The 23,774-nt window shown below is 72.7% G+C and carries 20 protein-coding genes, 3 tRNA genes and 1 pseudogene; 8 read left to right on the plus strand and 16 right to left on the minus strand.

Annotation, left to right across the window (positions count from 1 at the left end; translation table 11 throughout):
- Positions 1-973: 973 nt before the first annotated feature.
- The 9 genes from G446_RS0110675 to G446_RS0110715 all read right to left on the minus strand — a co-directional run bounded on the left by G446_RS0110675 (position 974) and on the right by G446_RS0110715 (position 9,299).
- Positions 974-2,047: an AEC family transporter gene (locus G446_RS0110675; protein WP_026410142.1), complete on the minus strand. Its 1,074-nt coding sequence runs from the start codon at positions 2,045-2,047 to the stop codon at positions 974-976.
- 5 nt (positions 2,048-2,052) lie between these two features.
- Positions 2,053-3,033, minus strand: a complete 981-nt coding sequence (locus G446_RS0110680; protein WP_026410143.1) for an endonuclease/exonuclease/phosphatase family protein — start codon at positions 3,031-3,033, stop codon at positions 2,053-2,055.
- Positions 3,030-3,560, minus strand: coding sequence for a peptide-methionine (R)-S-oxide reductase MsrB (msrB, locus tag G446_RS17410; RefSeq protein WP_245574672.1), 531 nt, complete (start codon positions 3,558-3,560; stop codon positions 3,030-3,032). The genes G446_RS0110680 and msrB overlap by 4 nt, the downstream gene beginning before the upstream one ends.
- 104 nt (positions 3,561-3,664) lie before the next feature.
- Entirely contained in the window at positions 3,665-5,185 is a 1,521-nt protein-coding gene (locus G446_RS17415; protein ID WP_051285926.1) for a mechanosensitive ion channel family protein, read from the minus strand.
- 68 nt (positions 5,186-5,253) lie between these two features.
- A complete protein-coding gene (locus G446_RS17420) occupies positions 5,254-6,204 on the minus strand; it encodes a sensor histidine kinase (protein ID WP_051285927.1) in 951 nt (316 codons plus the stop codon).
- Between the two features lie 22 nt (positions 6,205-6,226).
- A complete protein-coding gene (locus G446_RS0110700; protein WP_026410144.1) occupies positions 6,227-7,015 on the minus strand; it encodes an ABC transporter in 789 nt (262 codons plus the stop codon).
- Complete coding sequence (locus tag G446_RS0110705) at positions 6,993-8,027, minus strand: ATP-binding cassette domain-containing protein (RefSeq protein WP_026410145.1); 1,035 nt, start codon at positions 8,025-8,027, stop codon at positions 6,993-6,995. The genes G446_RS0110700 and G446_RS0110705 overlap by 23 nt, the downstream gene beginning before the upstream one ends.
- Entirely contained in the window at positions 8,024-8,290 is a 267-nt protein-coding gene (locus G446_RS0110710) for a hypothetical protein (RefSeq protein WP_026410146.1), read from the minus strand. The genes G446_RS0110705 and G446_RS0110710 overlap by 4 nt, the downstream gene beginning before the upstream one ends.
- 259 nt (positions 8,291-8,549) lie before the next feature.
- Complete coding sequence (locus G446_RS0110715) at positions 8,550-9,299, minus strand: response regulator transcription factor (RefSeq protein WP_026410147.1); 750 nt, start codon at positions 9,297-9,299, stop codon at positions 8,550-8,552.
- A gap of 176 nt (positions 9,300-9,475) precedes the next feature.
- On the opposite strand from G446_RS0110715, the gene G446_RS0110720 reads away from it, so the two are divergent.
- Positions 9,476-9,817, plus strand: coding sequence for a PadR family transcriptional regulator (locus G446_RS0110720; RefSeq protein WP_026410148.1), 342 nt, complete (start codon positions 9,476-9,478; stop codon positions 9,815-9,817).
- Positions 9,817-11,061 carry a permease prefix domain 1-containing protein gene (locus G446_RS0110725; RefSeq protein WP_051285928.1) on the plus strand — a complete coding sequence of 415 codons (1,245 nt, stop codon included), beginning with the start codon at positions 9,817-9,819 and terminating at the stop codon, positions 11,059-11,061. The genes G446_RS0110720 and G446_RS0110725 overlap by 1 nt, the downstream gene beginning before the upstream one ends.
- Before the next feature lie 189 nt (positions 11,062-11,250).
- Here G446_RS0110725 and G446_RS0110730 read toward each other — a convergent pair.
- From G446_RS0110730 to G446_RS0110740, 3 genes are all read right to left on the minus strand, one after another.
- A tRNA-Phe gene (locus tag G446_RS0110730) sits at positions 11,251-11,323 on the minus strand.
- Between the two features lie 49 nt (positions 11,324-11,372).
- Positions 11,373-11,446, minus strand: a tRNA-Asp gene (locus G446_RS0110735).
- 56 nt (positions 11,447-11,502) lie between these two features.
- A tRNA-Glu gene (locus G446_RS0110740) sits at positions 11,503-11,575 on the minus strand.
- A gap of 331 nt (positions 11,576-11,906) precedes the next feature.
- Here G446_RS0110740 and G446_RS20040 point away from each other — a divergent pair.
- The 4 genes from G446_RS20040 to G446_RS0110760 all read left to right on the plus strand — a co-directional run bounded on the left by G446_RS20040 (position 11,907) and on the right by G446_RS0110760 (position 17,278).
- On the plus strand, positions 11,907-14,027 hold the full coding sequence (locus tag G446_RS20040; protein WP_156916624.1) for an ATP-binding cassette domain-containing protein: 2,121 nt from the start codon (positions 11,907-11,909) through the stop codon (positions 14,025-14,027).
- 70 nt (positions 14,028-14,097) lie between these two features.
- Positions 14,098-14,472: a metallopeptidase family protein gene (locus G446_RS0110750; RefSeq protein ID WP_026410150.1), complete on the plus strand. Its 375-nt coding sequence runs from the start codon at positions 14,098-14,100 to the stop codon at positions 14,470-14,472.
- Between the two features lie 396 nt (positions 14,473-14,868).
- Positions 14,869-16,002 carry an IS630 family transposase gene (locus G446_RS0110755; protein ID WP_026410151.1) on the plus strand — a complete coding sequence of 378 codons (1,134 nt, stop codon included), beginning with the start codon at positions 14,869-14,871 and terminating at the stop codon, positions 16,000-16,002.
- A 4-nt stretch (positions 16,003-16,006) separates the two neighbouring features.
- A complete protein-coding gene (locus G446_RS0110760) occupies positions 16,007-17,278 on the plus strand; it encodes an MFS transporter (RefSeq protein WP_026410152.1) in 1,272 nt (423 codons plus the stop codon).
- 563 nt (positions 17,279-17,841) lie between these two features.
- Here the strand turns inward: G446_RS0110760 and G446_RS0110765 are convergent.
- The 4 genes and pseudogenes from G446_RS0110765 to G446_RS20045 all read right to left on the minus strand — a co-directional run bounded on the left by G446_RS0110765 (position 17,842) and on the right by G446_RS20045 (position 21,172).
- Positions 17,842-19,041, minus strand: coding sequence for an ABC transporter permease (locus G446_RS0110765; protein WP_026410153.1), 1,200 nt, complete (start codon positions 19,039-19,041; stop codon positions 17,842-17,844).
- A gap of 164 nt (positions 19,042-19,205) precedes the next feature.
- A pseudogene (locus tag G446_RS17430) lies at positions 19,206-19,874 on the minus strand (ABC transporter ATP-binding protein); the annotation flags it as partial.
- Positions 19,871-20,992, minus strand: coding sequence for a peptidoglycan-binding protein (locus G446_RS0110775; protein ID WP_026410154.1), 1,122 nt, complete (start codon positions 20,990-20,992; stop codon positions 19,871-19,873). The gene G446_RS0110775 and the pseudogene G446_RS17430, both read right to left, overlap by 4 nt.
- A 27-nt stretch (positions 20,993-21,019) precedes the next feature.
- On the minus strand, positions 21,020-21,172 hold the full coding sequence (locus G446_RS20045) for a hypothetical protein (protein WP_156916625.1): 153 nt from the start codon (positions 21,170-21,172) through the stop codon (positions 21,020-21,022).
- A 235-nt stretch (positions 21,173-21,407) separates the two neighbouring features.
- On the opposite strand from G446_RS20045, the gene G446_RS0110785 reads away from it, so the two are divergent.
- Both G446_RS0110785 and G446_RS17435 read left to right on the plus strand, forming a co-directional pair.
- The gene (locus G446_RS0110785; protein ID WP_026410155.1) at positions 21,408-22,409 is read left to right on the plus strand and encodes a phosphodiester glycosidase family protein; all 1,002 of its coding nucleotides are present in this window, start codon (positions 21,408-21,410) and stop codon (positions 22,407-22,409) included.
- Position 22,410: 1 nt separating this feature from the next.
- On the plus strand, positions 22,411-23,658 hold the full coding sequence (locus G446_RS17435; protein WP_084779175.1) for a bifunctional glycosyltransferase family 2/GtrA family protein: 1,248 nt from the start codon (positions 22,411-22,413) through the stop codon (positions 23,656-23,658).
- Positions 23,659-23,774 lie beyond the last annotated feature (116 nt).

Consider the following 23,774-nt stretch of genomic DNA (forward strand, 5'->3'; position numbering starts at 1 on the left):
ACATCAGTAATCCGCATTATCCCAGGAGAAGGAGCACCCTCACCCCCACCCCCGGCACCCCACGACGAAAAACCGAGGTTAACCCGCGAGATCGTACCCCTGGCAGACGTTCTCGCGGGTTAAGTGACGATCTCGCGGACCGGGTGATGCCCATGGCGTGCTTGGCGCGGCGACTCTCGCGGGACTCCCCTCCGACGTCCCCCGGAACCGCGTCGCGGACAAGGGTCGTGACGAGGTTCGGCTCTCTGGCCGGAATCCACCCGGGGATGAGAGCGCCCACGAACGAGAACTACGACCGGAAGACCCCGGTCGACCGCCCGGGGACGAGTGCGCTGGTGGCGGGACGGGGCATGCGGCTCTCGTTGTCGCGGCCGAAACTTCGCTGTCGAGGGCAGACCTCCGCCCGGTGAGGGCCGGACCATGCGCAATCAGTTGTGGAACGGATCCTGAGACCGACCTCCGCCCGGTGAGGGCCGGCAGGGTCTCGGCAAAGTTGGTGGGGGGGTAGTCCGGGGTCGGGTCGGAGCGGGACGGGCCCGGCTTACGTAATGCGAGCTCAGCGCGACAGAATCCACCCCGGCTCGCGCCATGCGAGCCCGGCGCGACAGAATCCACCCCGGCGTGATTCGCGTGAGCCCACCTCGCACAATTCCAGCTCAGGTGACATGACGAATTCGACTCCCCCGGGGGCGCCATCGGGCGGGAGCGCCGCGGGTGCCGCAGGCACGGGGCGGTGGCCCCGACGTCGTCGGTGGGGGATCCCCGCCCCCGGGGGGTGCCATGCCAGTCGTGGTTCTACGCGACCGCCCAGGAATGGGGGATCCCCGCCCCCGGGCGCTGCCGGGCGGGGCCCGTATCCCGGGCGCCATCGGGCGGGGCCCGTCCCTGAGGGCCGCCGCACGGGGCGGCGGCCCCGACGTCGTCGGCGCGGCAGCCCCGCGGGAACCGCCGGAAAACAGGCGATCGGGCGCGGTCAGGACAGGAGGGCGGCGGCCAGGAGGACCACGGGGACGAAGCCCGCGGTGGTCAGCAGTACGCAGTCGCGGGCCAGGGGCTTGGCCGCCCCGTAGCGGGTGGCGTACATGAAGACGTTCTGGGCGCTGGGCAGACCGGCGGTGGTGATCGGCACGAGCAGCGCCGGGCCGCGCAGGCCCAGGGCCGCCCCGAGCCCCAGGGCCAGCAGCGGGACGACGACGAGCTTCCAGGCCACCGACACCCACAGCACGGCCCCGCGCTCGCCCCGGTCCGTCGACCCCTCGGGCCCGCCCACACCGCCGTCCGATCCTCCGGCACCCGGGTCTTCGCCACCGCCCGACGACGGCCCGTCCGCGCCCGGCCCCGTCGCCCGCAGGCGCGTGACCCGGGCGACCGTCAGTCGCCGGGTTACCCGGGGGGAGGAGGCCGCCAGGCTCATACCCAGCGAGAGCATCATGAGGGTCACCGCCAGCGCCCCCAGGGTGCTGAGGCTGTTCGCGACGAGTCCGCTCGCCGCCGCCCCCGCGTCCCAGCCGGTCAGGTTGACGACCAGCCCGGCCACCACCCCGAGCAGCAGCGGGTTGCGCAGGGGCGCCGTCCACACCGCCGGGCCCGGACCCGCTCCCCGGGCGGTGGACACGTCCAGGACGGCGAAGGCCGCGGGCGAGATGACGAGCAGCTGGAGCAGCAGGATCGGGGCGATGGCGGTGGCGTCGCCCAGCAGGACGATGAGGACCGGGATCCCCAGGTTGGCGGCGTTGACGTACCCGGCCGCCAGCGCCCCGATCGTCGACTCGGCGACGGAGCGGTGCAGCGCAAGGCGGTGGACCAGCCAGGCGCTGACAATGCCCAGGGTCTCGGCGAGCAGGCCCGCCAGGGTGGCGCGCGAGACGACGGTCGCCAGATCCGCCCCGCCGATGGTCGTCACCAGCAGCGCCGGGGTGGCGGCGTAGAAGCAGACCCCTGTCAGGATGGTGTCGGAACCGGCGGGGACGGCGCCGAAGCGGACCAGCGCCCACCCCACCGCGATGACGACGGCGAAGACGGCCAGTCCGCTGACGACCTCCCCCACGGGGCTCAGCCCCGGCGGGCGACCGGTTCGAGGTCCACCCAGGTGGCGGCGTGGTCGGACACGACGAGGCTGCGCACGCCCGAGCCGACGGCGCGCAGCAGCGTCCCGCCGGTCCGGCCGACGGCCTCCTGCGCGCTCACGGGCATCCCGTCCGCGCCGGTCGGCCACGGGTCGGTCAGGATGTGGTCGATGCGGCGCGCGGGCGCGCCGGACGGGTAGGTGGGGCCCTCGCCGAGATCGCGGGCGATGCCCAGGGGGGCGAGGAGCTCGGCGTGCAGGTTGAGGTCGCCGGCGAGCGCGTGCGGTCCGGGCAGGGCGGCCAGGGCCGCCCAGGCCGCGGCGAGCTGGGCAGCGGCGGTGCCGGTCCGCGTGGCGAGGTGGGTGGAGGCGACGGCGAGGCCGCCCGGCCCGCCCGTGCCGTCGACCGGGTCGATCTGGGCGGCGATCATATTGCGCATGGTGGAGGTGGACAGCGCGTAGGAGCGCGGGTCGAGGGCCCTCCCGCCGCCGCGCCGGGTCAGGACGGCGGGACCCCGCCCCAGGCGCGCCACGCGCCAGGCCCTCACGGGCAGACGGGTCAGCAGGGCGTTGCCGAAGCCGGCGGGCCCCGCCCCGAGCAGGGCGCGCAGGGGGCCCAGGACGTCGTCGGCGCGCTCGGTCAGGGCCGAGCGGCGGGGCCTGCGCCGCAGCCCGACGACGGGCCCGGCGTAGGTCGCGGCGAAGCGGTGACCGTCCCAGCCGAGCAGGTCGGCCAGGACGGCCGTCTGGTCCAGGCGGCCGGAGCGCCTCTGCCCCAGGTCGACCTCCTGGAGGGCGATGACGTCGGGGTCGATGTCGCGGATCTGGTCGGCCAGGGCGGCCAGGACCTCCCGCGCGGCCCCGGCGTCAGCGATGTCCGAGTCCGCCAGCGGCGCGGTCGCCGGATCCAGGCGGGCCCCGTCGCCGGGCCTGCCGTGCTGGAGGTTGAAGCTGAGCAGGCGGATCATCTCGACTCCTCCCGGGCGGCGCCGGTCCCGCCGGTTCCATCGGGCTCGTCGGTCCCATCGGCCCCACTGGGCCCGCCGCTTCCGCCGGTCCCGTCGCCGTCGGCCTCGAAGGTCAGGCTCACGGAGTTCATGCAGTAGCGCAGGCCGGTGGGGGTGTGCGGGGCGTCGTCGAAGACGTGCCCCAGGTGGCAGCCGCAGGCGGCGCAGCGCACCTCGGTGCGCACCATGCCGTGGGAGGTGTCGGTCAGCAGGGTCACGGCCCGCGAGTCGGCCGGGTCGTAGAAGGAGGGCCAGCCGCAGCGGGAGTCGAATTTGGCGGCGGAGCGGAACAGCTCGGCGCCGCAGCCGCGGCAGCGGTAGACGCCCTCGCGCCGCTCGTCCAGCAGCGCCCCGGTGAAGGGGCGCTCGGTGCCGGCCTCCCGCAGGACGTGGTACTCGAAGGGGTCGAGGAGGGCGCGCCACTGGGCGTCGGTGCGGGCGATCGCCTCGGGATCGAGGCGGGGGGCGTCGTCGTTGGGCTCGGTCACGGGGCCATGGTGGCCCCGCGGGGGCCGACGGCGCGAGGCGCGTTCACGCACCGGGAACGGCTCGGCGGCCCGAGCCGGAACCGGGGACCCCGGCGGCCCGAGCCTCAGGAGCCGGAGCCGGAAGAATCTGAGCCGGAGCCTGAGCCCGAGCCGGGACCCGAGCCGGAGCCGGAGCTAGAGCCGGAGCTCGAGCCCGAGCTAGAGCCGCGAAGCAGGAACCGGTCCCGCTCCCGGCGGGCCCGGCGCAGCAGCCGGGTGACCGACCAGACCGGTTCACCGCTCTCGGCCTGGTCCTCCTCGTCCTCCTGGTCCTCCTCGGCCTCGGCCAGGGCCTTCTCGGCCTCGGCCTGCTCGCGGCGGCGCACGATCTCCTCGGCCATCTGCGCCACCTGCTCGGGCTCGGGGTCGTGGGTGACCTCGACCTGCTCGATCTCCACGCGGGCGCGGGGCAGGGCGTAGGGGGCCTCGCGCTGCATCCAGTCGATGAGCGACTCGCGCACGAGGCACTGCAGGGCGTAGGAGTTGGACTGGTTGCCCGCGGACAGGGTGATCCTCACGGTGACGGAGGCGGCCGAGGTGGCCGAGACCACCAGCGCGGAGGTGCGCCCGTCCCACAGGTTCGTGGTGGACAGGATGCGGTCGAGCTCGGTGCGCAGTTGGGAGACGGGGACGCGCCAGTCGAGCTCGAGGGTGAGCGAGCCGGTCAGCTGGTGGCTGCGGCGCGTCCAGTTGGTGAAGGGGTTCTGGGTGAAGTAGGTCGACGGCAGAATGAGTCGGCGCTCGTCCCACAGGCGCACCACCACGTAGGTCAGGGTGATCTCCTCGATCTGGCCGTTCCAGTCCTTGACCTCGACGACGTCGTCGACCCGGATCGCGTCGGTGGCGGCGAGCTGGAGGCCGGCGAAGACGTTGCCCAGGGTGGACTGCGCCGCCAGACCGGCGACGACGGAGACCAGACCGGCCGAGGCCAGCAGGGAGGTCATGGCGAAGCGGGCGGCCGGGAAGGTCATGACCATGCCGACGATCCCGCAGATGGTGACGATGACGACGGCGACGCGGCGCAGGATCTGGGTCTGGGTGGTCACCCGGTTGGCGCGTCCGGCGTCGCCGCCGGCCTGGGCCTTCTTGATGACCGTGGACGCGACGGCGTACAGGAAGCGGGCGACGAGCCAGGTGAAGGCGGCGATGGCGCTCAGGAGCAGCGTGTGGCTGACTATATCGGCCCACGTGGTGCTCGTGAGGTCGATGAGGGCGACCTGCGCCCCCAGGTAGGCGCCGATCAGAGCCCCCGTGGCGTACAGGGCGTTGCGGCAGAAGCGGGCGAGCTCGGCGCAGAAGGCCTGGCGGCGCCCGACGAACCGCAGCGCCATGATGAGGATGAAGGCCACGACCACCCCCGCTGCAGCGCCTATACCCGCCCTCCAGGCCAGGGTGATCATATTGACGGTGGTCTCGGCGACGGCCTCGACGGTCTGCTGGACGGTGGTGGTGGGCCCGTCGGAGGGCTCGGGGGTCGTGCTCGACGACGGCGTCGGAACCGGTGTCGGCGTTTCCTCGGCGGCGAGGCGGAGAACGGCGGTATGACGGGCGATGACGGGTGCGAGCACGGCGAGCGGCGCGGACATGGCCCAAGGGTAGGAGGAGGGGGCGCGATTCCCGGTCGGGGACTCGCCCGCCCGACCCGTCATAAGAGTCACGGTCCCACGGGGTTGTCATCGGGCGGAATTGCTGCAGTCCCGCGGGCCCGCCCGCCCGGCGGCGCGGGCAGCTCGAGCACGACCTCGAACTCCTCCCCCGCGAGCCCGACGGCGACCGCGCCGCCCAGGCGGGCCGCCAGCAGCTCGACGATGCTCAGCCCGAGCCCCGTCCCGGCCGGGTCGGAGGACCAGCCGCGCTCGAGGACCCGGGAGACGTCCAGCGCCCCGGGGCGGCGCACCCCGTTGCGCATGCGCAGCCGCACCCGGCCCGCGATCCCGGCCAGCTCCACGAGCAGCCGCCCCCGCCCGTGCTGGACGGCGTTGCGCACCAGGTTGGCGACGATCCGGCGCAGGGCCCCGGGATCCGTCTCGGCGACGAGGGCGTCGGGCGCGCGGAGCTCCACCTCGAGCCCCGCCGTCTCCAGGGGCCCGGCCAGTCCCAGCAGGCACTGGACGACCTCCTCGACCAGGTCCACCCGCTCCATCCGGGCGCCGTCGGCCTCCCCGGCGTCGTCGCTCAGCCGGGCGCACTCGAAGACCTCCTCCACCAGGGCGGCCAGGCGGTCGGCGTGGCGGGCCGCCGCGCACAGGTGGTCGCGCTGGGCCGGGTCGAGGGCGGAGGCGGCGAGCATCTGCTGGTAGCCGCGCACCGCCGTCAGGGGCGTGCGCAGGTCGTGGGAGAGATCGGCGACGAGCTCGCGGTAGCGGCGCTCGTGGCGGCGCAGCCGGGCGCCGGTCCGCTCGGCCTGCGCGATCGTGGCGTTGATCTGCACCACCAGCGCCTCCACGGCTCCGTCCACCAGCTGGACGTGGACCGGCGCGTGGACGCCGGCCTCCCGGCGCCGGCGCAGCTGGTCGGCGACGGAGCGCAGCTGGCGGCGCACCAGGACCCACCGCGCGACCGCGACGACGGCCGCCGCCGCGGACACCAGCGCGACCAGCACCATTGACGCTCGCCCCCCGACGCGCTCAGGCGATGTCCGCGCGCCGCAGCACCAGCAGGCCCGCCGCGGACCACAGGACGAGGAAGGCCGCCGCCACGGCCGCCCCCGCCGCCACCTGCGCCCCGGAGCTGGTCGAATCCAGCGGCAGGTCCGGCGACCACGGCGTGAACCTGAGCGCCGCCGCCCCGGCGTCGCTCCGGGCGACCATCCCCGTCAGGGCGTCGAGCAGGAAACCGCCCACCAGGCCCGTCGCGGCCACGGTCAGCGGACGCCGCGCGGCGAAGGCGACCGGCAGGCAGAAGCCCAGTCGGGCCACCGCCACCAGCGCCGAGACCAGGCACAGCCCGAGCCCGGTCAGGACCCCCGTCGCCGTGACCGGCCCCCCGCCGACGTTCGCGGCCACCCGCAGCGGCGTCGTCGACAGGAAGGCGACCAGGTCCCAGCCGGTCGCCAGGCACACGAGGGAGCCCACGACGTAGGGCAGCAGCACGACGACCATCACCACGAGCGCCATGACGGTCTTGACAGCCACGAGCGCGGACCGGGAGGCCGCCAGCAGCCGGTCGTGGACGGTGCGGTTCTCCAGGTCGGAGGCCACGACGACGCCGATGAGCATGCTCCCCAGCAGCGGCAGCGCCATGGCGTCGGAGAAGCCGGCCACCGATCCCGAGATCGACTCGTCGTAGGCGCCCACGGCGATCAGGTGCGCGGACTCGTAGTAGCCGGCCGCCATGGCGCTCGACACCGCCAGGGCGATCCACAGGGCGCGCGAGCGCACCAGGACGTACAGGTCAGCGCGCAGCAGATTGAACACGGGTCTCCTCCTCGCGGGGTTCGGAACGACTGGTGGCGGTGCGGGCGCCGCGCCGAGCCGTCTCCTGCGCACGGGGCCCGGAGCCGATGACGGCCAGGAAGTACTCCTCCAGGCTCTGGCCCTCCTCGGCGATGATGGTGGGCACCAGGTCGCGGGCGACCAGGTCGCGCACGAGCGCCTCCCGATCCGGCGGGGGGTCGAGCAGGCGGACGGCGCCGTCGGCCATGACCCGCAGGCGCCCGGCGCCCATCTCCTCCAGGGCCCGCACCAGGGCGGGCGCGTCCGAGCAGCGCAGGACCAGGTGGCGCGAGCAGTGCTCGACGAGCTCGTCGTGGCTCAGGGACCGGCGCAGGCGGCCGCGGTCCACGATGAGGTAGTCGGTGGCGGTCTGGTAGAGCTCGGGCAGGTTGTGACTGGAGACGAGGATGGTGGTGCCGCGCTCGCGGGCGAGGTCGACCATGAGGCGGCGCATCTCGACGACGCCGACGGGGTCGAGGCCGTTGACCGGCTCATCGAGGATCAGCAGTTCGGGACCGGCGACCAGGGCGATGGCGATGCCCAGGCGCTGGCGCATGCCCAGGGAGAATTCGCCCACCCGCTTGTCCCCCGCATCGGCCAGGCCGACGAGCCCGAGCAGCTCGTCCTCCAGGGTCGGCGAGGGGATGCCGCGGATAATGCGGTGCAGGTGGAGGTTGGCGCGGGCGCTCATGCGCATCTGCAGGCCGGGGGCCTCGATGAGGCAGCCCAGGCGCCGCAGGTCCTCCTGGGCCGGGCCGCGGCCGGGGCGCGCGGGGCGGCCGAAGAGCTCGATCTCGCCGCCGGTGGGCCTCACCAGGCCGCAGATCATGCGCATGAGGGTGGTCTTGCCCGCGCCGTTGCGGCCGATGAGGCCGTAGACGCGGCCGCGCTCCAGGTGCAGGTCGAGGTTCTCGACGGCGGTCCCGCTCCTGTAGCGCTTGGTGAGGGAGCGGGTGCGCAGCACCGGGTCGGAGCGGGCGCCGGCGGGCGTCATGCCAGCTTCCAGGGGTGGAACCCGGTGCGTCCGGCGATGAGGCGGCGCGCCTGCGGCTCGACGAGATGGAGGCGCTCCCCCGGCCCTTCCACGACCACCCCCAGTTCCAGGAGGTGCCTGAGCGCGTCGGTGTGGGAGTACTTCCATCGTCGCAGCCCGAGCTGCTGCCGCGTGATCCCGGCCCCGGGTTCGGTGGCCCCGGCCGCCGTCAGACCGGCGATGATGTAGTCCTGCGCCGCGAAGGCGACTGGCGGGTAGCCCATTGCTCATCCTCTCCCCTATTCACGTCCTGGGACGTGCTCGTGTTCGGGTCTCACGCTAGGGCCGCGGCGTTGAGGAGGGGTTGAGCGCGACAGGAGGATCGTTGAGGAACGGTCGAGGCCGCGGGAGACCGGCCCGGCCCGTGACCATGCTCGGACGCTCTCCGGGGCCCGCGGCCCCGGGGGCGCTGGGGCCCGCCGCCCGGTGCGCGGCCCCAGCGGGCGCAGCACCCGCGGCCCCGGGGGTGCGGGGACCCGGGGTTCACAGGGCCGCCAGGCGGTAGCCCAGGCCCCAGACGGTCTCGATGTACTCGGCGTCCGGGTCGAGCGCCCTGAGCTTGGCGCGCAGGTGGCTCACATGGGTCTTGACTCCGCCGTCGCCGCCGGTGCCGTCAGCGCCGCCGGGGCCGCCGTCGGGCCCCTCCCCCGCCCGCCCGATCGCCCGGGCGAGCGCCCCCTTGGAGGCGACCCGGCCGGGGGCCGACATGAGCGCCCCGAGAACGGCCGACTCGGCGGGCGTGAGGCTCACGTCCCGCCCGGCCAGGCGCGCGCGGCGGGAGGCGGGCTCCAGGGCGAGGTCGCCGTGGCGCAGCACTCGGGCGGCCCCATCGGCGGGACGGGACCGGCGCAGGAGGGCCTCGATGCGGGCGGTGAGCTCGTCGAGGTCGAAGGGCTTGGCCAGGTAGTCGTCGGCGCCCAGGCGCAGCAGGTCCACCTTGGTCCACACCGCGTCCTTGGCGGAGACGACGATGACCGGCAGGTCCCGGGTCCCCTCGCGCTCGCGCAGGCGCACGAGCAGGCCGTCGCCGGAGATCCTGGGCAGCATGAGGTCGAGGACGACGACGTCGACGCGCCCGGCCCCGACCAGCTCCAGGGCGGCGGCCGCCTCACGGGCCCGGGCGACGTCGTACCCCTCGGAGGCCAGGTGGGCGGCCATGAGCCGGGACAGGTCGCGGTCGTCCTCGACGACGAGGACGCGCGCGCCGCCCTCGCGCTCCCGGGTCCCCCGCATGCCGCCCCCTCCCAGTCGTCTGCGGGAACTCTAGCGGACCGTCGTCGCACGCCGAACATCGCGGACACGCGAGACGTACCACGCCTCACAAGGCACGCTAGACATACCATGACTGACGTAGTATGCTAGTCGTAGAGCAAGCCACCGCAGTCCGACCGCCACGAAAGGAGCCCCGAGTGATCAGCGCCGATGCCATCCGCGGCTACATCGACCTCATTGTGCTGACGCTCCTGCGCGACCAGCCCTCATACGCCTACGCGCTCGCCAAGACGATCACCGAGATCTCGGCGGGCGAATACACGATCAAGCAGACCACCCTCTACTCCGCGCTCAAGCGCCTGGAGGCGGCGGGCCTGGCCACCTCCTACGCCCACACCTCGGAGTCCGGCAAGCCCCGCACCTACTACCGCCTCACCGCCTCCGGCGGCGATCACCTGACCGCCAAGCTCGCCGAGTGGGAGGACACCAAGACCCTCATCGATCGATTCATCGACCGCTTCACCCAAGGAGAGCACTGATGGACACCATCGACACCTTCCTCGACGCCATGTTCGCGCCCTACCCCTCCACGCCCCGCCTCCTGGAGGCCAAGGGCGAACTGCGCGCCATGATGGAGGACGCCTACGCCGACGCCGTCGGGCGCGGCAAGACCCACAACGAGGCGGTCGGCCAGGTCATCACCGACTTCGGCAACCTCGAGGAACTCGCCCCCGTCCTGGGAATCCTCCCCGACATCCGCTCCGCCCAAGCCGGCCCTGCCGGCACCGCAGGAGCCGCCGGCACCGCGGGAACCTCCGCCGCGTCCGACCCGGCGGCCGCCGGTACCGCGGCGGGCACCGCAGGAGCCGCCGGCCCCGCGCCCGACCCGACGGCCGCCGGCGCCGCCGCGCCGCTCCCGCCCGATGACACCCCCTCCGACTACCCCGTCGTCACCCTCCCCGAGGCCCAGGCGCTCGCCGAGGCCCGGCGCCGGACCGGCCGGCTGCTGGGCCGGGGCGTCGCCCTGTTCGTCCTGGCCCCCATCCCGCTGATCGTCGCGGCCAATCTGACCGACGACAACGCCGGGGCGGGGCTCGGCGATGCGATCTCGGACGGGCTGAGCAACGGCGGGACGGGCTCGGGACCCGGCGGGCAGTGGGCGGTGCTCATCGGCCTCGCTCTGACCCTCGTCCTCGTCGCCACGGGCGTCCTCACCCTCATGCGGCGCCATCAGGCCTTCGTGGGCCTGGAGCACCTGACCGACGGGAAGTTCACCCGCAACCCGATCGTCTCCGCCTGGGCGGCCCGCCTGCGCGTGGAGAACGAGGGGCCCCGCTCGCGGGCGCTCATGGCCGCCGTCGGGCTGTGGATCCTCTCGGCGATCCCGACCGTGGCCGGGGGCGTCCTCAGCGACCAGCCGGGCCGCTCCCACTACCCCATCTTCGGCGTCTCCCTCACGCTCGCGCTCGTCGCGGCGGGCCTGCTCATCCTCCTGCCGACCACCTGGGCCTCCTCCACCCACGAGACCCTCACCGAGGAGGGCCACTGGACCGGAGGTCCGGGGCAGTGGGACCGGTGGGGCCGGAAGGACGCGGACAACCCACTCATCGGCGCCATCGCCTCCATCTACTGGCCCCTGACCCTCGTGATCTTCCTGGCCTGGGGGTTCCTCGGCAACGGGTGGGCCATCTGCTGGATCGTGTGGCCGATCAGCGGAATCCTCTTCGGCGCCATCGCCTCCTTCATCTCCGCCCTCTCCCCCGGGCGCCGGGCCCGGCGCTGAGCACCGGCGCGCCGCCCGCCGGGCCGGGGTCCGCACCCGGCCCGGCGGCGGGCCCGTTCGCGGACGACGCCGCCCTCGGGTTCGTGAACGTCCTCCGGCCCGGCGGGTCCATCCGCGGACGCCCCGGAGGCCGGAGGCCCGCAGGCAGAGCGAAGGCCCGGATCCTTGTGGGATCCGGGCCTTACGCCGTGGCTCCGACCGGCGTCGATCCGGTGACCTTTCGATTTTCAGTCGAACGCTCTACCAACTGAGCTACAGAGCCCTGGCGCGGTATCGGCCCGATCATGATGGACCGGGCCGAACCGCTTCCGCGACCTCGACGGGACTTGAACCCGCGACCTCCGCCGTGACAGGGCGGCGCGCTAACCAACTGCGCCACGAGGCCTCGCTCGGCACGAAGCCGGACTCCTGGACGAGTCGTCTTCCACTCGCACCAGTCCGTACCCCCAACGGGATTCGAACCCGTGCTACCGCCGTGAAAGGGCGGGGTCCTGGGCCGCTAGACGATGGGGGCCCACTGCCCTTGGCGTCGTCGCGCCTCGAACCGGATAGAACGGTATGGGGCGTCCCCGCCCCGACGCAAATCCTCAGACCGTGACACTCATCACCGGCGGCGCCCCCGATCCGCCCCGCCCGCGGCCCCGTCCTGCCCCGTATCGCCTTGGCTTCGCCGCCGTCGGCCGTGTCCGCCCCTAGTTTGCGAGAAACTACCAGGGCGGGGACAAGAGGGTGCACAGATGCAACAAGACAGTAACAATGGAGGCATGACCCAATACTTCCCTGAGCCGCAGTCTCAAAGACCGCTCGTGGAGAACCCCGAGAACTTCAGCGATCCACTGGTTCAGATGAGTGAGGTCACCGTTCGCTACTCCGACGGCGCCTCTGTGTGGACGCCCTTGAACAACGCCTCCGTGATGATCGGCCCGGACCGGGTGACCGCCCTGCTCATGCCCACCACGACCGACGCCGTCGTCGTGGCGCAGGCGATGATGGGAATGATCCCCCTCGCGTCCGGGGAGGTGCGGATCCTCGGTCGCAACGTGTCCACCATGGGGATCAAACGACTCGCGCGACTTCACAGTCAGGACGTCGCCACGATCATGCCCGAGTCCGAACTCGCCCCGACGTTCACGGTCGAGGCGAACATTCAGGCCCACTTCCGCATGACCGGGCGGGCGGTCGATCCCGCCTGGCTCGCCCGGGTGCTGGAGATGGCGGGCATCGCGGAGCATCGCGGCACCAAGTACGGGCTCCTCGATCCGTGCACCCAGCGCCTGGTCGACTGCGCCGTCGCCCTCCTCCAGGGGCCCAGGGTCGCGATCGCCGCCGAGCCGACGGCGGGCCTGACGGGCCGCTCGGCGCAGAGGGTTCTGGACTTCCTGCTGTCCTGGGTCGACGAGTTCGGCGTCACCGAGGTCTTCACCACCAGCGAGCCGACCATCGCCGCGTGGGCCGACTCGGTCCTCATCATCACCAATGGCGCGGTGCTCGGCGAGCAGCGCTCCCCCACCGAGGAGCGCCTGCACGAGGTCATGGCCGGCCTCTCGGCGCCGACGGCGGTCGGCCGGGACTCCACCGCCCCCGCCGGCATTCCCCGGGTGCGGCCGCAGGGGCGCCACGCCTACGACGCCGGCGAGGAACCGCCCGCCTCGCAGATCGGCCAGGTCAGGTACCTCCACCAGGCGCCCTCGTCGTCGGCGGGCCCTTCCCGGCGGTCGCGATCGACCCGGACGGGGGCGACGAGGTCGGCGGGGTCCATGGGATCCGCAGGGTCCGCGGGGCCGATGAGGTCGGCGGGACCCGTGGGGCCCGTGGGGCCTGTGGGGCCCGTGGGTCCGACAAGGGTCGCCGGCCCCCTGGGGCCGGCGGAATCCGCACGGTCTGCGGGCTCGACGGGGCCGATGGAATTCACGGGGCCCACGGGGATCGCCTCCGCATTCCCCGCAGCGACGGCGGCCTCCCCTCCGGCGGTGACGACGTCCTCCATCCCGGTGATCTCTCCTATCCCGCCGCCGTCCGCCCTGCCCGAGGAGCCGTCCGAATGGGGCGGCGCCGCCTCGCCCGTGGACCTGTCCGCGTGGGGCGGCCCGTTCTCGGCGGAGGAGTCGACGGCGGCCCCCGCTCAGGTCGGGCGGTCGGCGCCCTCGGCGCGCTCCGCGCCTACCGGCCCCACCGGTCCGACCGGCTCCTACGGTCTCACCGGGGCGCGCTCCGCACCCTCCGCGCCTACCGGTCCGACCGGCTCCTACGGTCTCACCGGGGCGCGCTCCGCACCCTCCGCGCCTACCGGTCCGACCGGCTCCTACGGTCTCACCGGGGCACGCTCCGCACCCTCCGCACCCTCCGCACCCACCGGTCCGACCGGCTCCTACGGTCTCACCGGGGCACCCTCGGCGCGCTCCGCACCCACCGGCCCCACCGGTCCCACGGGCCCTACCAGTTCCTACGGTCTCACCGGGGCGCCCTCGGCGCCGTCGGCCTATGCCTCCAGCGCTCCCATCGAGACGCCCTCGACCTGGACGATCTCCGCCCCCACCTCCACGGGTTCCACCGGCCCCATCAGCCCCTACGACTCCGTCGGAGCGCCCCCGACGCGATCGGTCACGGCTCCCACCGGCCCGGCCCCGTCCTGGGAGGCGTCCGCGCCGGCCGGTCTCGCCGATCCGTCATCGTCGTGGGCCGCCTCAACCACTGCCGGCCCGTCCCCGGACCGGGGGGCTTACGCGCCGACCGGGGAGTCGTCGGCCTGGGCGGCATCCGCACCCGTCGAGGCGCCCGCGACGCGGGCGGTCCCTCCGGACGGGGGATCGCCCGCCGCTTCGTCCCCCGACCGGGAGCCCTCGACGCGCAAGGGCCTTCTGGGGCTGTGGGACCACGCGTGGAAGCACCGCAGGTCGGTCGAGGACATCTTCGACCGCGACGAGGACGAGGGCGATGAGGGCGAGGGCGACGAGCATGTCTACTGAACCCACTGAGCGGACGCCTCCCCGGCCCGGCGGATCCCCCCGCGCACCGCGGTCGGCCCCGGCCGTGTCCATGTCCGACGCCGACTTCGAGGCCGCCGTCGCCGACGGGCTCGACATGATCCCCGAGGAGCTCGCCGCCCGAATGGACAATGTCGTCGTCCTCGTCGCCGACGAGCCCGAGCCGGAGCAGCTGGGCCCGCAGGATTACGACGCCGACGGCCTGCCCGCGCTCCTGGGTCTGTACGACGGCGTGCCGCTCACCGAGCGCGACGACGGCTGGTCCATGGTCCTGCCCGACCGGATCCACATCTTCAAGGGTCCTCTTGAGCGCTGGTGCACCACGCGCGAGGAGCTGGTGGAGGAGGTCGCGGTCACCGTCATCCACGAGGTCGCCCACCACTTCGGCATCGACGACGCCCGCCTGCACGAGCTCGGCTGGGAGTGATCCGCCCGGGCGGTCCTCCGCGCCCGCCCGTCCTGCCAGCCCACTCACCGGGCCTCGCTCCCGGGGCCGACGCCGCTGGTGCCGGCCCCGGGAGCGAGGTCCGGACCGTCCGCCCGGGCGGTCGCGTCCCCCACGGCTCCCGTGAGGGCTTGAAACCTTTTGACCACATGGTCAGCCGTGCTATCGCGACAGTGGCACCCTGTCCGTCGACCCGTCTCAACGAGGAGACCACATGTCCGAACGCACCTCATCCACAATCACTCTGCCCTGGGCGACCCATAGCAAATACGAAACAAGATAAACCGCTGTTAATTCGGCTCGCCGCGGAGACGGACGGCCCCCGCGGGGCGCGCATTCCGGGTGGATTGGAATCGGATTGCGCGTTATAATGGGGGCATGAGCGCGATTCAATTGACCGATGACGAGCTGCGCATCCTCCAGGACCACAGGAAGGGCGCTCCGCACAAGCTCATGAGACTCAAGTCCGAGGCGATCATCATGCTGTCGATGGGTGCGGGCAAGGAATTCGCCGCCGAGTTCGTGGAGCGATCCACCGAAACGATCAAGAGATGGGTCAGACAGCGGAACGAGTCCGGACTGGAATCCATCCGCACCGGACACGCCGGGAACGACAACGCCTCGAAACTCACCCGGGAGCAGGCCGAGGAGACCGGGGAGGCGCTCTCCCGGCCCCCGTCGGAACAGGGCATCCCCGCCGACTTCTGGGACGTCCCCCGCCTGGCCGATTGGATGCACGAGCATTTCAACGTCGAGTACAGGTCCAGGTCCTCCTACCACCGCCGATTCCTAATGGCTGAACTGTCCTTCCACAAGCCCGTGGGCGTGGACCGGCACCGCGCCCCCGATGCGGAGATCGAGGCCCGCATGGAGCAGATCGACGCCAAGATCGCCGAGATCACGGGGAAGAAGCAGGACGGGAAGAAGGAGGACCGGGGACGGCGGGAGACCGAGAAGAATGCGGACGACGAGAAGGCGGGCAACGAGAAGAAGGTCCGCGAGGATGTCATAGTGGTGTCCGCCGACGAGGTGGGCATCGAGCACGAGGCGATTATTCGCAGGGCCTGGTGCAAGAGGCGCGTCAGGACCAGGATCAGGGTCGATCGGGAGCGGCAGTCCCAGAAGTACATCGGTTTCCTCCACGAATCGGACGGGAGGGTGGATCTCATGCGACTGGATCGGTGCAATACCGACAGTGTCGTGAAGGCCCTGACCGAACTCACCCTGAAGTACCCGGACAAGACGATCGTCGTGGTGTGGGACAACGCCGGTTGGCACAAGTCGAGCACATTGCTCGCGCAGACGGAGAAGGGGAAGCCCCTGGAGCGCGTCCAGTTCATCAACCTGCCGCCCTACAGTCCCGACAAGAACCCCATAGAGAAAGTCTGGAACGAGGGCAAGAACTCCATCAGCAACAGGCAGAGGGCATTCTTCGAGAACACCTGCGAAGCATTCGAATCCTTCGTCACCTCGAAGAAATTCAAGTATCGACTCCTGAAGTCATCTCGTTGAATTTTTGCTACAGGAGGACGTCGACGACTTCTTCACCCCGCCGACCAAACCAGTCAAACCGCTCTTCGTCGCCGCCTACCTCCTGGCCCAGCTCTTCTTCTTCATCGCCCTCCTAGGCCCGGCGATCGTGGCCATCCAGGTCAAGGTCATGGCCATGTTCCCGAGCGACAACTCCGCTCAGGTCGACGCGGTCGCGACCATCGCGGGCCTGGGGGCGCTGGGGGCGCTCTTCGCCAACGTCATCTTCGGACAGATCTCCGATCGCACCACCTGGGCGTGGGGACGACGGCGCCCCTGGCTCGTCATCGGCATCGTCACCATGGCGGTGGGCCTGGCCATGATGGGCCTGCTCAACACCGTGCCCCTGGTGGCCATCGGCTGGCTCATCGCCCAGATCGGCGCCAACGCCACCCTGGCCCCCTTCGTCGCCGTGATCTCCGACCAGGTCTCCAAAACCCAGCGCGCCCGCGTCTCCTCGTGGATCTCCATCGCCCAGAACCTCGCGGTCCTCATCGCCACCTACCTGGCTCAGGGTCTGGCCACCCGCCTCCCCCTGCTCTTCATCGGCCCGGCCATCCCCGCCATCCTCTTCATGACCTGGTTCGCCTTCGTCCTGCCGGACAAGCGCATGCCCGTCAAGCCGCCGCGGTTCGGCTTCGTCGAGATGCTCAAGACCTTCTGGGTCAACCCGATCGCCCACCCGGACTACGCCCTGGCCTGGTGGGGCCGCTTCCTCATCACCTTCGCCAGCTTCTCCTTCACCACCTACCGCCTCATGTACCTGGTGCACCGGGTCGACCTCACCGAGGACCAGGCCCGCGGAGTCGTGTCCACGTCCGTGCTCATCTACACGATCGTCCTCATGAGCGCGAGCTTCATCGGCGGGTGGCTGTCTGACATCTTCCACCGCCGCAAGGTGTTCGTCATGCTCTCCTCCGTGCTCTTCGGCATCGGCACCGCCCTGCTGGCGCACGCCACCACGGTGGGGATGTTCTACTGCGTCGAGGCGATCATGGGGCTGGCCTACGGCATCTACGTGGCCGTCGACCTCGCCCTCGTCGTCGACGTCCTGCCCAACCCGGACAACGCGGGCAAGGACCTGGGCGTGTTCAACATCGCCAACGCCCTGCCCCAGTCCCTGGCCCCCTACATCGCCCCGTTCTTCCTGGCGATCGGATCGGTCAACAAGACGAACTACCCGGCGCTGTGCTACATGGCGGGCGTCTGCGCCATTATCGGAGGCATCCTCGTCATCCCCATCAAGAAGGTGAAGTAGCCCACACCCCTTCCCCCTCCCCTTCTCCGTCCCTTCGCCGGAACCGGCGGAAGAGACACGCGAAACCGGCGATTGCATTCGATTCGATGCATCTGTCCGTGCTCGCCGTCGAACCCGCACCATCCGGCGGATCGCGCGGGGAGGTCATGAGTCCTCCACCCCAGTTCTGGCGCCCCGGGAGGATCGTTCGCGCCCCCGCACCGGATGCACCCGGCGGATTCCGCATGATTCCGCGGTTCATACAGCGGCGTCGTCGGGTGCGGGACGGAACGATCCTCCCGGGGCGCCATCGCAGGCCCCGAGCGGGCGCCGCGGATTCCCGCCGGCTCCCATCGACCCGACAAGACGGGCGCGCCGAGACGCGGGGGACGCAATCGTCGGGATCGGCCCGCCGCCCGCGCTCCCGCAGGAGCATGGGCGGCGGGCCGATCCCGATCCCGACCCCGGGGCGGGCCGGCCCGCCCCGCCCGATCCCACCGAGTCATCCGCAGGGTGCGCATTCCCCGCCGGTTCCGCATGTCGTTTCCGCCGGTTTCGGCGAGGGGCGGGGCGCGGGCGGGCGGTCACTGCGCGTTGAGCGCGGCGGTCGGCGGGGTGCGGGACGCCCGGATCGCCGGGTACAGCCCCGCGACGGCGCCGATGACGACCGTGACCGCCAGCCCCGCCAGGACCACCAGCATCGGCAGGGCGAAGAGCCACCCGTTGACCGCCGTCATGCCGTAGGTCACGCCCACGCCTATGACGCATCCCAGCGCGCCGCCGAGCCCCGCCAGGAGCAGCGCCTCGGCGAGGAACTGGATGAGGATGTGGCGGCGCATGGCCCCCAGCGCCCGCCGCAGCCCGATCTCGCGGCGCCGCTCCAGCACCGAGATGATCATGGTGTTGGCCACCCCGATGCCGCCCACGAGCAGGGCGATCGAGCCGACCCCCGCCAGCAGGGTGGTGAAGGCCTTGTCGGCGGCGTTCTTGGCGGCCAGGGCGTCCGAGGGCCGCGAGACCTTGACGGCGCTCGGCGCCTGGGGCGAGATCGTGGGGCCGATCAGGGAGCGCACCCGCTCGACGGCGGAGTCCTCGCTGCGCTCGTAGATGGTGGTGGGGTTGTTCTCGTGGCCGAACAGCTGCTTGGCCACGGACTCCCCGATGAGCGCCGCGTTGTCGAGCTCGGGGGCCAGCGCGGAGGGCTTGAGGATCCCGACCACGGTGAAGTACGTCCCGCCGAGCCACACCTGGGTCCCGGGCTCCACCACGCCCAGGCGCTGGGCGGCGGTGGCCCCGAGCACGGTCGCCGGGTAGGAGGACGTGGCATCGTTGAGCCAGGATCCCTTGTCGACCTCGCCGGCGACGACGTCGAGCAGCCCCTTCTCGGCCACGAGGGTCGCGATGCCGCCGGTGGCCTGCTTGTCGCTCAGGGAGCTGCGGTAGACGGAGGCGGACTTGACCAGCGAGGTCGAGCTCGCCTGCTGGATGCCGTCGATCTGCCTGATCCGTCCCACGGCATCGGTGGGGAGCTTGATGTTCGTGCCGCTGAAGTCGGCCCCCGGGGTGACGGTGAGCATATTGGTGCCCAGGGACTCCAGCTGGGCCGTGAGCTGGGCGCGGCTGGAGGTCGAGATGCCGACGACGGCGATCATGGCGGCGATGCCGATGGCGATGCCCAGGGCGGACAGGAAGGCGCGCATCGGCCGGGCGCGCAGGCCGGTGCCGGCCAGGCGCAGGACGTCCGAGCCGCGCAGGCGCGGGTGCTGCAGTCTCTCCTTGCTCATGGTTGCTCCTTCATGGTCGGGTCGGGTGCGCCCTGGGCGCCCACGGCGACCGGGCGGGCGGGGAACGACGGCCCGGCGGGCGCGGCGTGGGCGCCCACGGCGGCCGGGCGACCGGGCGCGCCCCGAACGCCGGCGGCGGCCGTTCCGGCGGGCGCGGCCCGCCCCGAGTCGGAGACGATGCGCCCGTCGCGGATGGCCACCCGCCGGGGCATCTCGGCCGCCAGGTCGTTGTCGTGGGTGATGACCACGATCGTGGTCCCCTGGGCATTGAGGTCGTGGAGCAGCTCGACGATGGAGGCGCCCGAGACCGAGTCGAGGTTGCCGGTGGGCTCGTCGGCCAGCAGCAGGGGCGGATTGCCGACGACGGCGCGGGCGATGGCCACGCGCTGGCGCTCGCCGCCGGACATCTGGTGGGGGCGGTGGCCCAGGCGGTGACCCAGGCCCACCCGCTCCAGCGCCCGCTTCGCCCGAGCCCGCCGCTCCGAGCGCGCCACCCCCAGGTAGAGCAGCCCGTCGGCCACATTGTCGACCGCGGTCACGCCGTCGGCCAGGTGGAACTGCTGGAAGACGAAGCCGATGCGCCGCGCCCGCACGGCGGACAGGTCGGCGTCGGACAGGGCGGCCACGTCGAGCCCGTCGATCTCCACGGTGCCCGACGTCGGCCGGTCGAGGGTGCCGATGAGGTTGAGCAGGGTCGACTTGCCCGAGCCGGAGGGGCCGACGACGGCGACGAGCTCGCCGCGCTCGATCTCCAGGCTGACCCCGGCGCAGGCGGCCACGGGCGGCTCGCCGTAGGTGCGGCGCACGTCGCGCAGAGACAGGATCGGGTTCATCGCTGCGGCACCACCACTCGCTGGCCCTCGGCCAGCCCCTCGCCGGAGACCTCGACCCGCCCGCCCGCGAACATGCCGGTGGTGACCGGCACCTTGCGGGTGGAGCCGCCGTCCTCCACGAGCTCGACGCCGAACTGCTCGGCGGTCAGGGCGATGAGGGCGCTGACGGGCACGGACAGGACGTTCTCGCGCTTCTCGCTGGGCAGGCCCACCGTCACCGAGACCTCCTGGAAGCTGGAGGTGGCCGACAGGTCGTCCGGCACCACGGTCAGGGGGATGAACCGCTCCTTGCTGCTGTTGTCGCTGCCCGTCTTCTCCACCGGGGTGCCCACGGCGGTGATGGTGCCCGTCGACTCCACGGCGCCCGGCAGGTGCAGGGCGACCTTGTTGCCGACGACGGCGAGCTGCTGGTCGGCGAGCTTGAGGTTGACGTCGACGACCTGGGCGGTGGAGGTGGCATTGTAGAGGTCGCCCTGGGCGGCCGCGGTGTCCCCCAGCCGGCTCTTGAGCTCGCCCACGCGCAGGTCCCCGGCGTCGAAGACGATGCGCCCCAGGGGCAGTGAGCCGGTGCGCTCCAGACCCACGGCCTTCTGCCAGGCCCTGACGGCCTGGATGGTGCGCCAGCCGAAGTTCCCGTCGGGCTCGGCCTGCATATGGCCCATCTCCCCCAGGACGGTCTGGAGCTGGGTGATGTCCTCGCCGTTGCTCATGCCCGACTCGAAGGTGCGCCAGGCGGGCACGCTGCCCCGGAACAGGTAGGCGGGCTCGTCCCCCACCTGGTACAGGCACTCCCCGGAGTGGATGACGGCGCCGGCGGTCGGCAGCTGGGTGACGACGCCCTGGAAGCCGGAGCGCACCGTGTGGGAGTCGGCGAAGCGCAGGGTCCCCTGGGCGCTGGTCTCGCCCTGCAGGTCCCCGCGGGTGATCTCCCCGGTGGCGCCGGTGAAGCCGGTCGGCTTCTCCTTCTCCCCGCGCCTCGTGGGCAGGGCCCCGCTGGCGATGGCGATGCCGGTCCCCCCGCCGGCGAGGAGCACCGCGGCCCCCAGGCCTATGAGGAGGCGGCGGCGGGTGGTGCGGCCCCGGCCGGGGTCGTCAGTCGTGGTCGTGTCAGTGCTCATGAATTCCTCCGTCGATGTTGAAACGTCTTACTCGTTGCGCGCGGACCCGGCGCCGGGGGCGGGCGGGAGCGCCGTGGAACCGATTTCGTCCTCGTCATCGTCCCGATCACTGCGGGCGATCGCGCACAGGGTCCGCACCATCGATGCGACGGCGACCAGTCCGGTTCCGCGCCTGCTCATCTGACTCTCCATCCATTCCCCGGGGCCGCGTCGGCCCCGATCCGGGCGCCGGTGCGGCCCGGTCCGCTATGTCGGGTCAACTCAAGCGGAGCGGATGTTGCGAGGGCCTTCAGGCTTTCACTTACGGTTCCTTAACCCCGCCCCGTCCGCGCGCCGGGCGCCGGCCGCTTCTTCACAGTGGCGCCACAGGGCCGCCCTACAGGCGCCACACGGCCGCCGTCGAGGGTGGGGCGCCATGAGCAGCACGCAGACCCCGAAGGCGCCGGGCGCCGCCGGCCGCAAGGCGCCGCCCCGCGAGAAGCACACCCGCCGACGCCTCCTCATGGGGGGCGCCGCCGTCCTGGGACTGGCCGCCACCGGCACGAGCGCCTGGGCGCTGGACCGCTTCGTCATCGACCACACCGAGATCTCCGACGTCGCCGCCTACGAGGCCGCCCACTCCTCCGTCACCCCCGCCCAGGCCGCCGCGGCCACCGACGTGACGGTGACCGACACCGCCTACACCTCCTCCAACACCTCCATCACCATCGCGCGGGCCTCCACCGGCTCCGGCTCGGACGCGCTCACCTACTACGCGGCCGACGTCGTCGCATCCGACGCCACGGTCGTGCGCAGCGCCTTCGCCAACAACGAGTACGGCACCAACATCACCGCCAGGCCCAGCGAGATCGCCGCCGAGCACGACGCCGTCCTGGCCGTCAACGGCGACTACTACGGCTTCCGCACCGACGGCATCCTCATCCGCAACGGCGTGATCTACCGCGACGACGGCGTGCGCGAGGGCATCGCCCTCTACGCCGACGGCCGCGCCGAGGTCTACGACGAGACCGCCACCACCGCCCGGGCGCTCGTCGACGCCGGGGTGTGGAGCACCTGCTCCTTCGGGCCGGCGCTGGTCGACGGCGGGGCGGTGCTCCAGGGCATCGACGATGTCGAGGTGGACACGAACTTCGGCAACCACTCCATCCAGGGGGCCCAGCCGCGCACCGCCCTGGGCTGGGTCGAGACGGGCCACTACATGCTCGTCGTCGTCGACGGGCGCGACGAGGGCTACTCGCGCGGCGCCACCATGACCGAGCTCGCCCGGATCATGGCCGACCTGGGCTGCCAAGTCGCCTACAACCTCGACGGCGGCGGCTCCTCGGCCATGTACTGGAACGGGGGGATCATCAACCGGCCCTCCAACGGCGGCGAGCGCGCCACCTCCGACATCCTCTACATCGCGCAGGGGGCCTGAGATGTCCACGACCACGCGCCCGCCCGCCGGCTCCCGTCCCGCACGCCGCCGCCCGGCGGGCGCCGGGCGCCCCCGCTCCTCCGGGCCGACCCGCCGCCCACTCCTCCCGGGGCCGTCCCCGCGCCGCGCCGGGCCCCGCCGCGCCGCGCGCCGCGCGGTCGGGACGGGCCGGCCCGCCCTGGCCGTCCTCATCCCCGCCTACCAGCCCGACGAGCGGCTCGTGGGCCTGGTGGAGGACCTGCATCGCGAGCTGGCGGGCTGCCGGGTGCTCATCGTCGACGACGGCTCCGACCCCGCCTGCGCCCCGGTGCTCGCCGCGGCCCGCGAGCGCGGGGCGGAGGTGGTCTCCCACCCGGCCAACGCGGGCAAGGGCGAGGCGCTGCGCACCGGGCTGGAGCGGGCGCGCAGGCTCTGGCCGGGGGCGGACGTGGTCTGCGCCGACGCCGACGGCCAGCACACGCCGTCGGACATCGCCTCCGTGGCGCGGCGGGTGCGCGCCACCGGGCGCATGGCGCTGGGGGTGCGCGAGTTCACCGGATCCGTGCCGCTGCGCAGCCGCCTGGGCAATGACGTGACGGCCCTGCTGTTCCGCGGGGCGACCGGCTGGCGGCTGCGCGACACCCAGACGGGCCTGCGCGGCTACCCGGCGGGCGGCTACGACTGGATGCTGGAGGTGGCGGGCAGCCGCTACGAGTACGAGCTGAGCGCCCTGCTGCGGGCCCGAGAGCTGGGCCTGGAGGTGGAGGAGGTCGGCATCGCCGCGGTCTACGAGCCGGGCAACGCCTCCTCCCACTTCCGGCCGCTGCGGGACTCGGCCCGCATCTACGCGCCCCTGCTGCGCTTCACGGGGGCGGGCCTGGCGAGCTCCGTCATCGACTGGGTCGGCGTCATGGTCCTGCACCTGCTCACCGGCAGCCTGCTGGTCGGCGTGGTGGGGGCGCGGCTGGTGAGCGGGACCGCGAACTTCTTCATGAACCGGCGCGTCTTCCGGGCGGCGCCCGGGACGGTGGGGCGCACGGCGGTGCGCTACGCGGCCCTGGCGGTCGCGCTCGTGGCGGCGAGCTACGCGGCCCTGCGGGTCCTGACCGGGATCGGCGTCCCCCTGGGGGCCGCCAAGATCATCGGCGACGGCGCGCTCTACGTGGCCGGCTACCTGGTGCAGCGGCGGGTGGTGTTCCGGGGCTCGCCGGAACCGGCGGGAGAATCACGCGAAACCGGCGGAAACGACACGCGGGGCCGGTGGAAGTGACACGCGGGGCCGGTGGAGAACGCGCATTCACCCGGCCCCGCCCGGACCGGCGCCCGCGCGGGAGTGGCCGACGGCGCGAAATGGCGTTCCGGGCGGGCCGTTCCGCCCGGCCCCGC

Source organism: Actinomyces dentalis DSM 19115 (assembly GCF_000429225.1).
Taxonomy (GTDB): domain Bacteria; phylum Actinomycetota; class Actinomycetes; order Actinomycetales; family Actinomycetaceae; genus Actinomyces; species Actinomyces dentalis.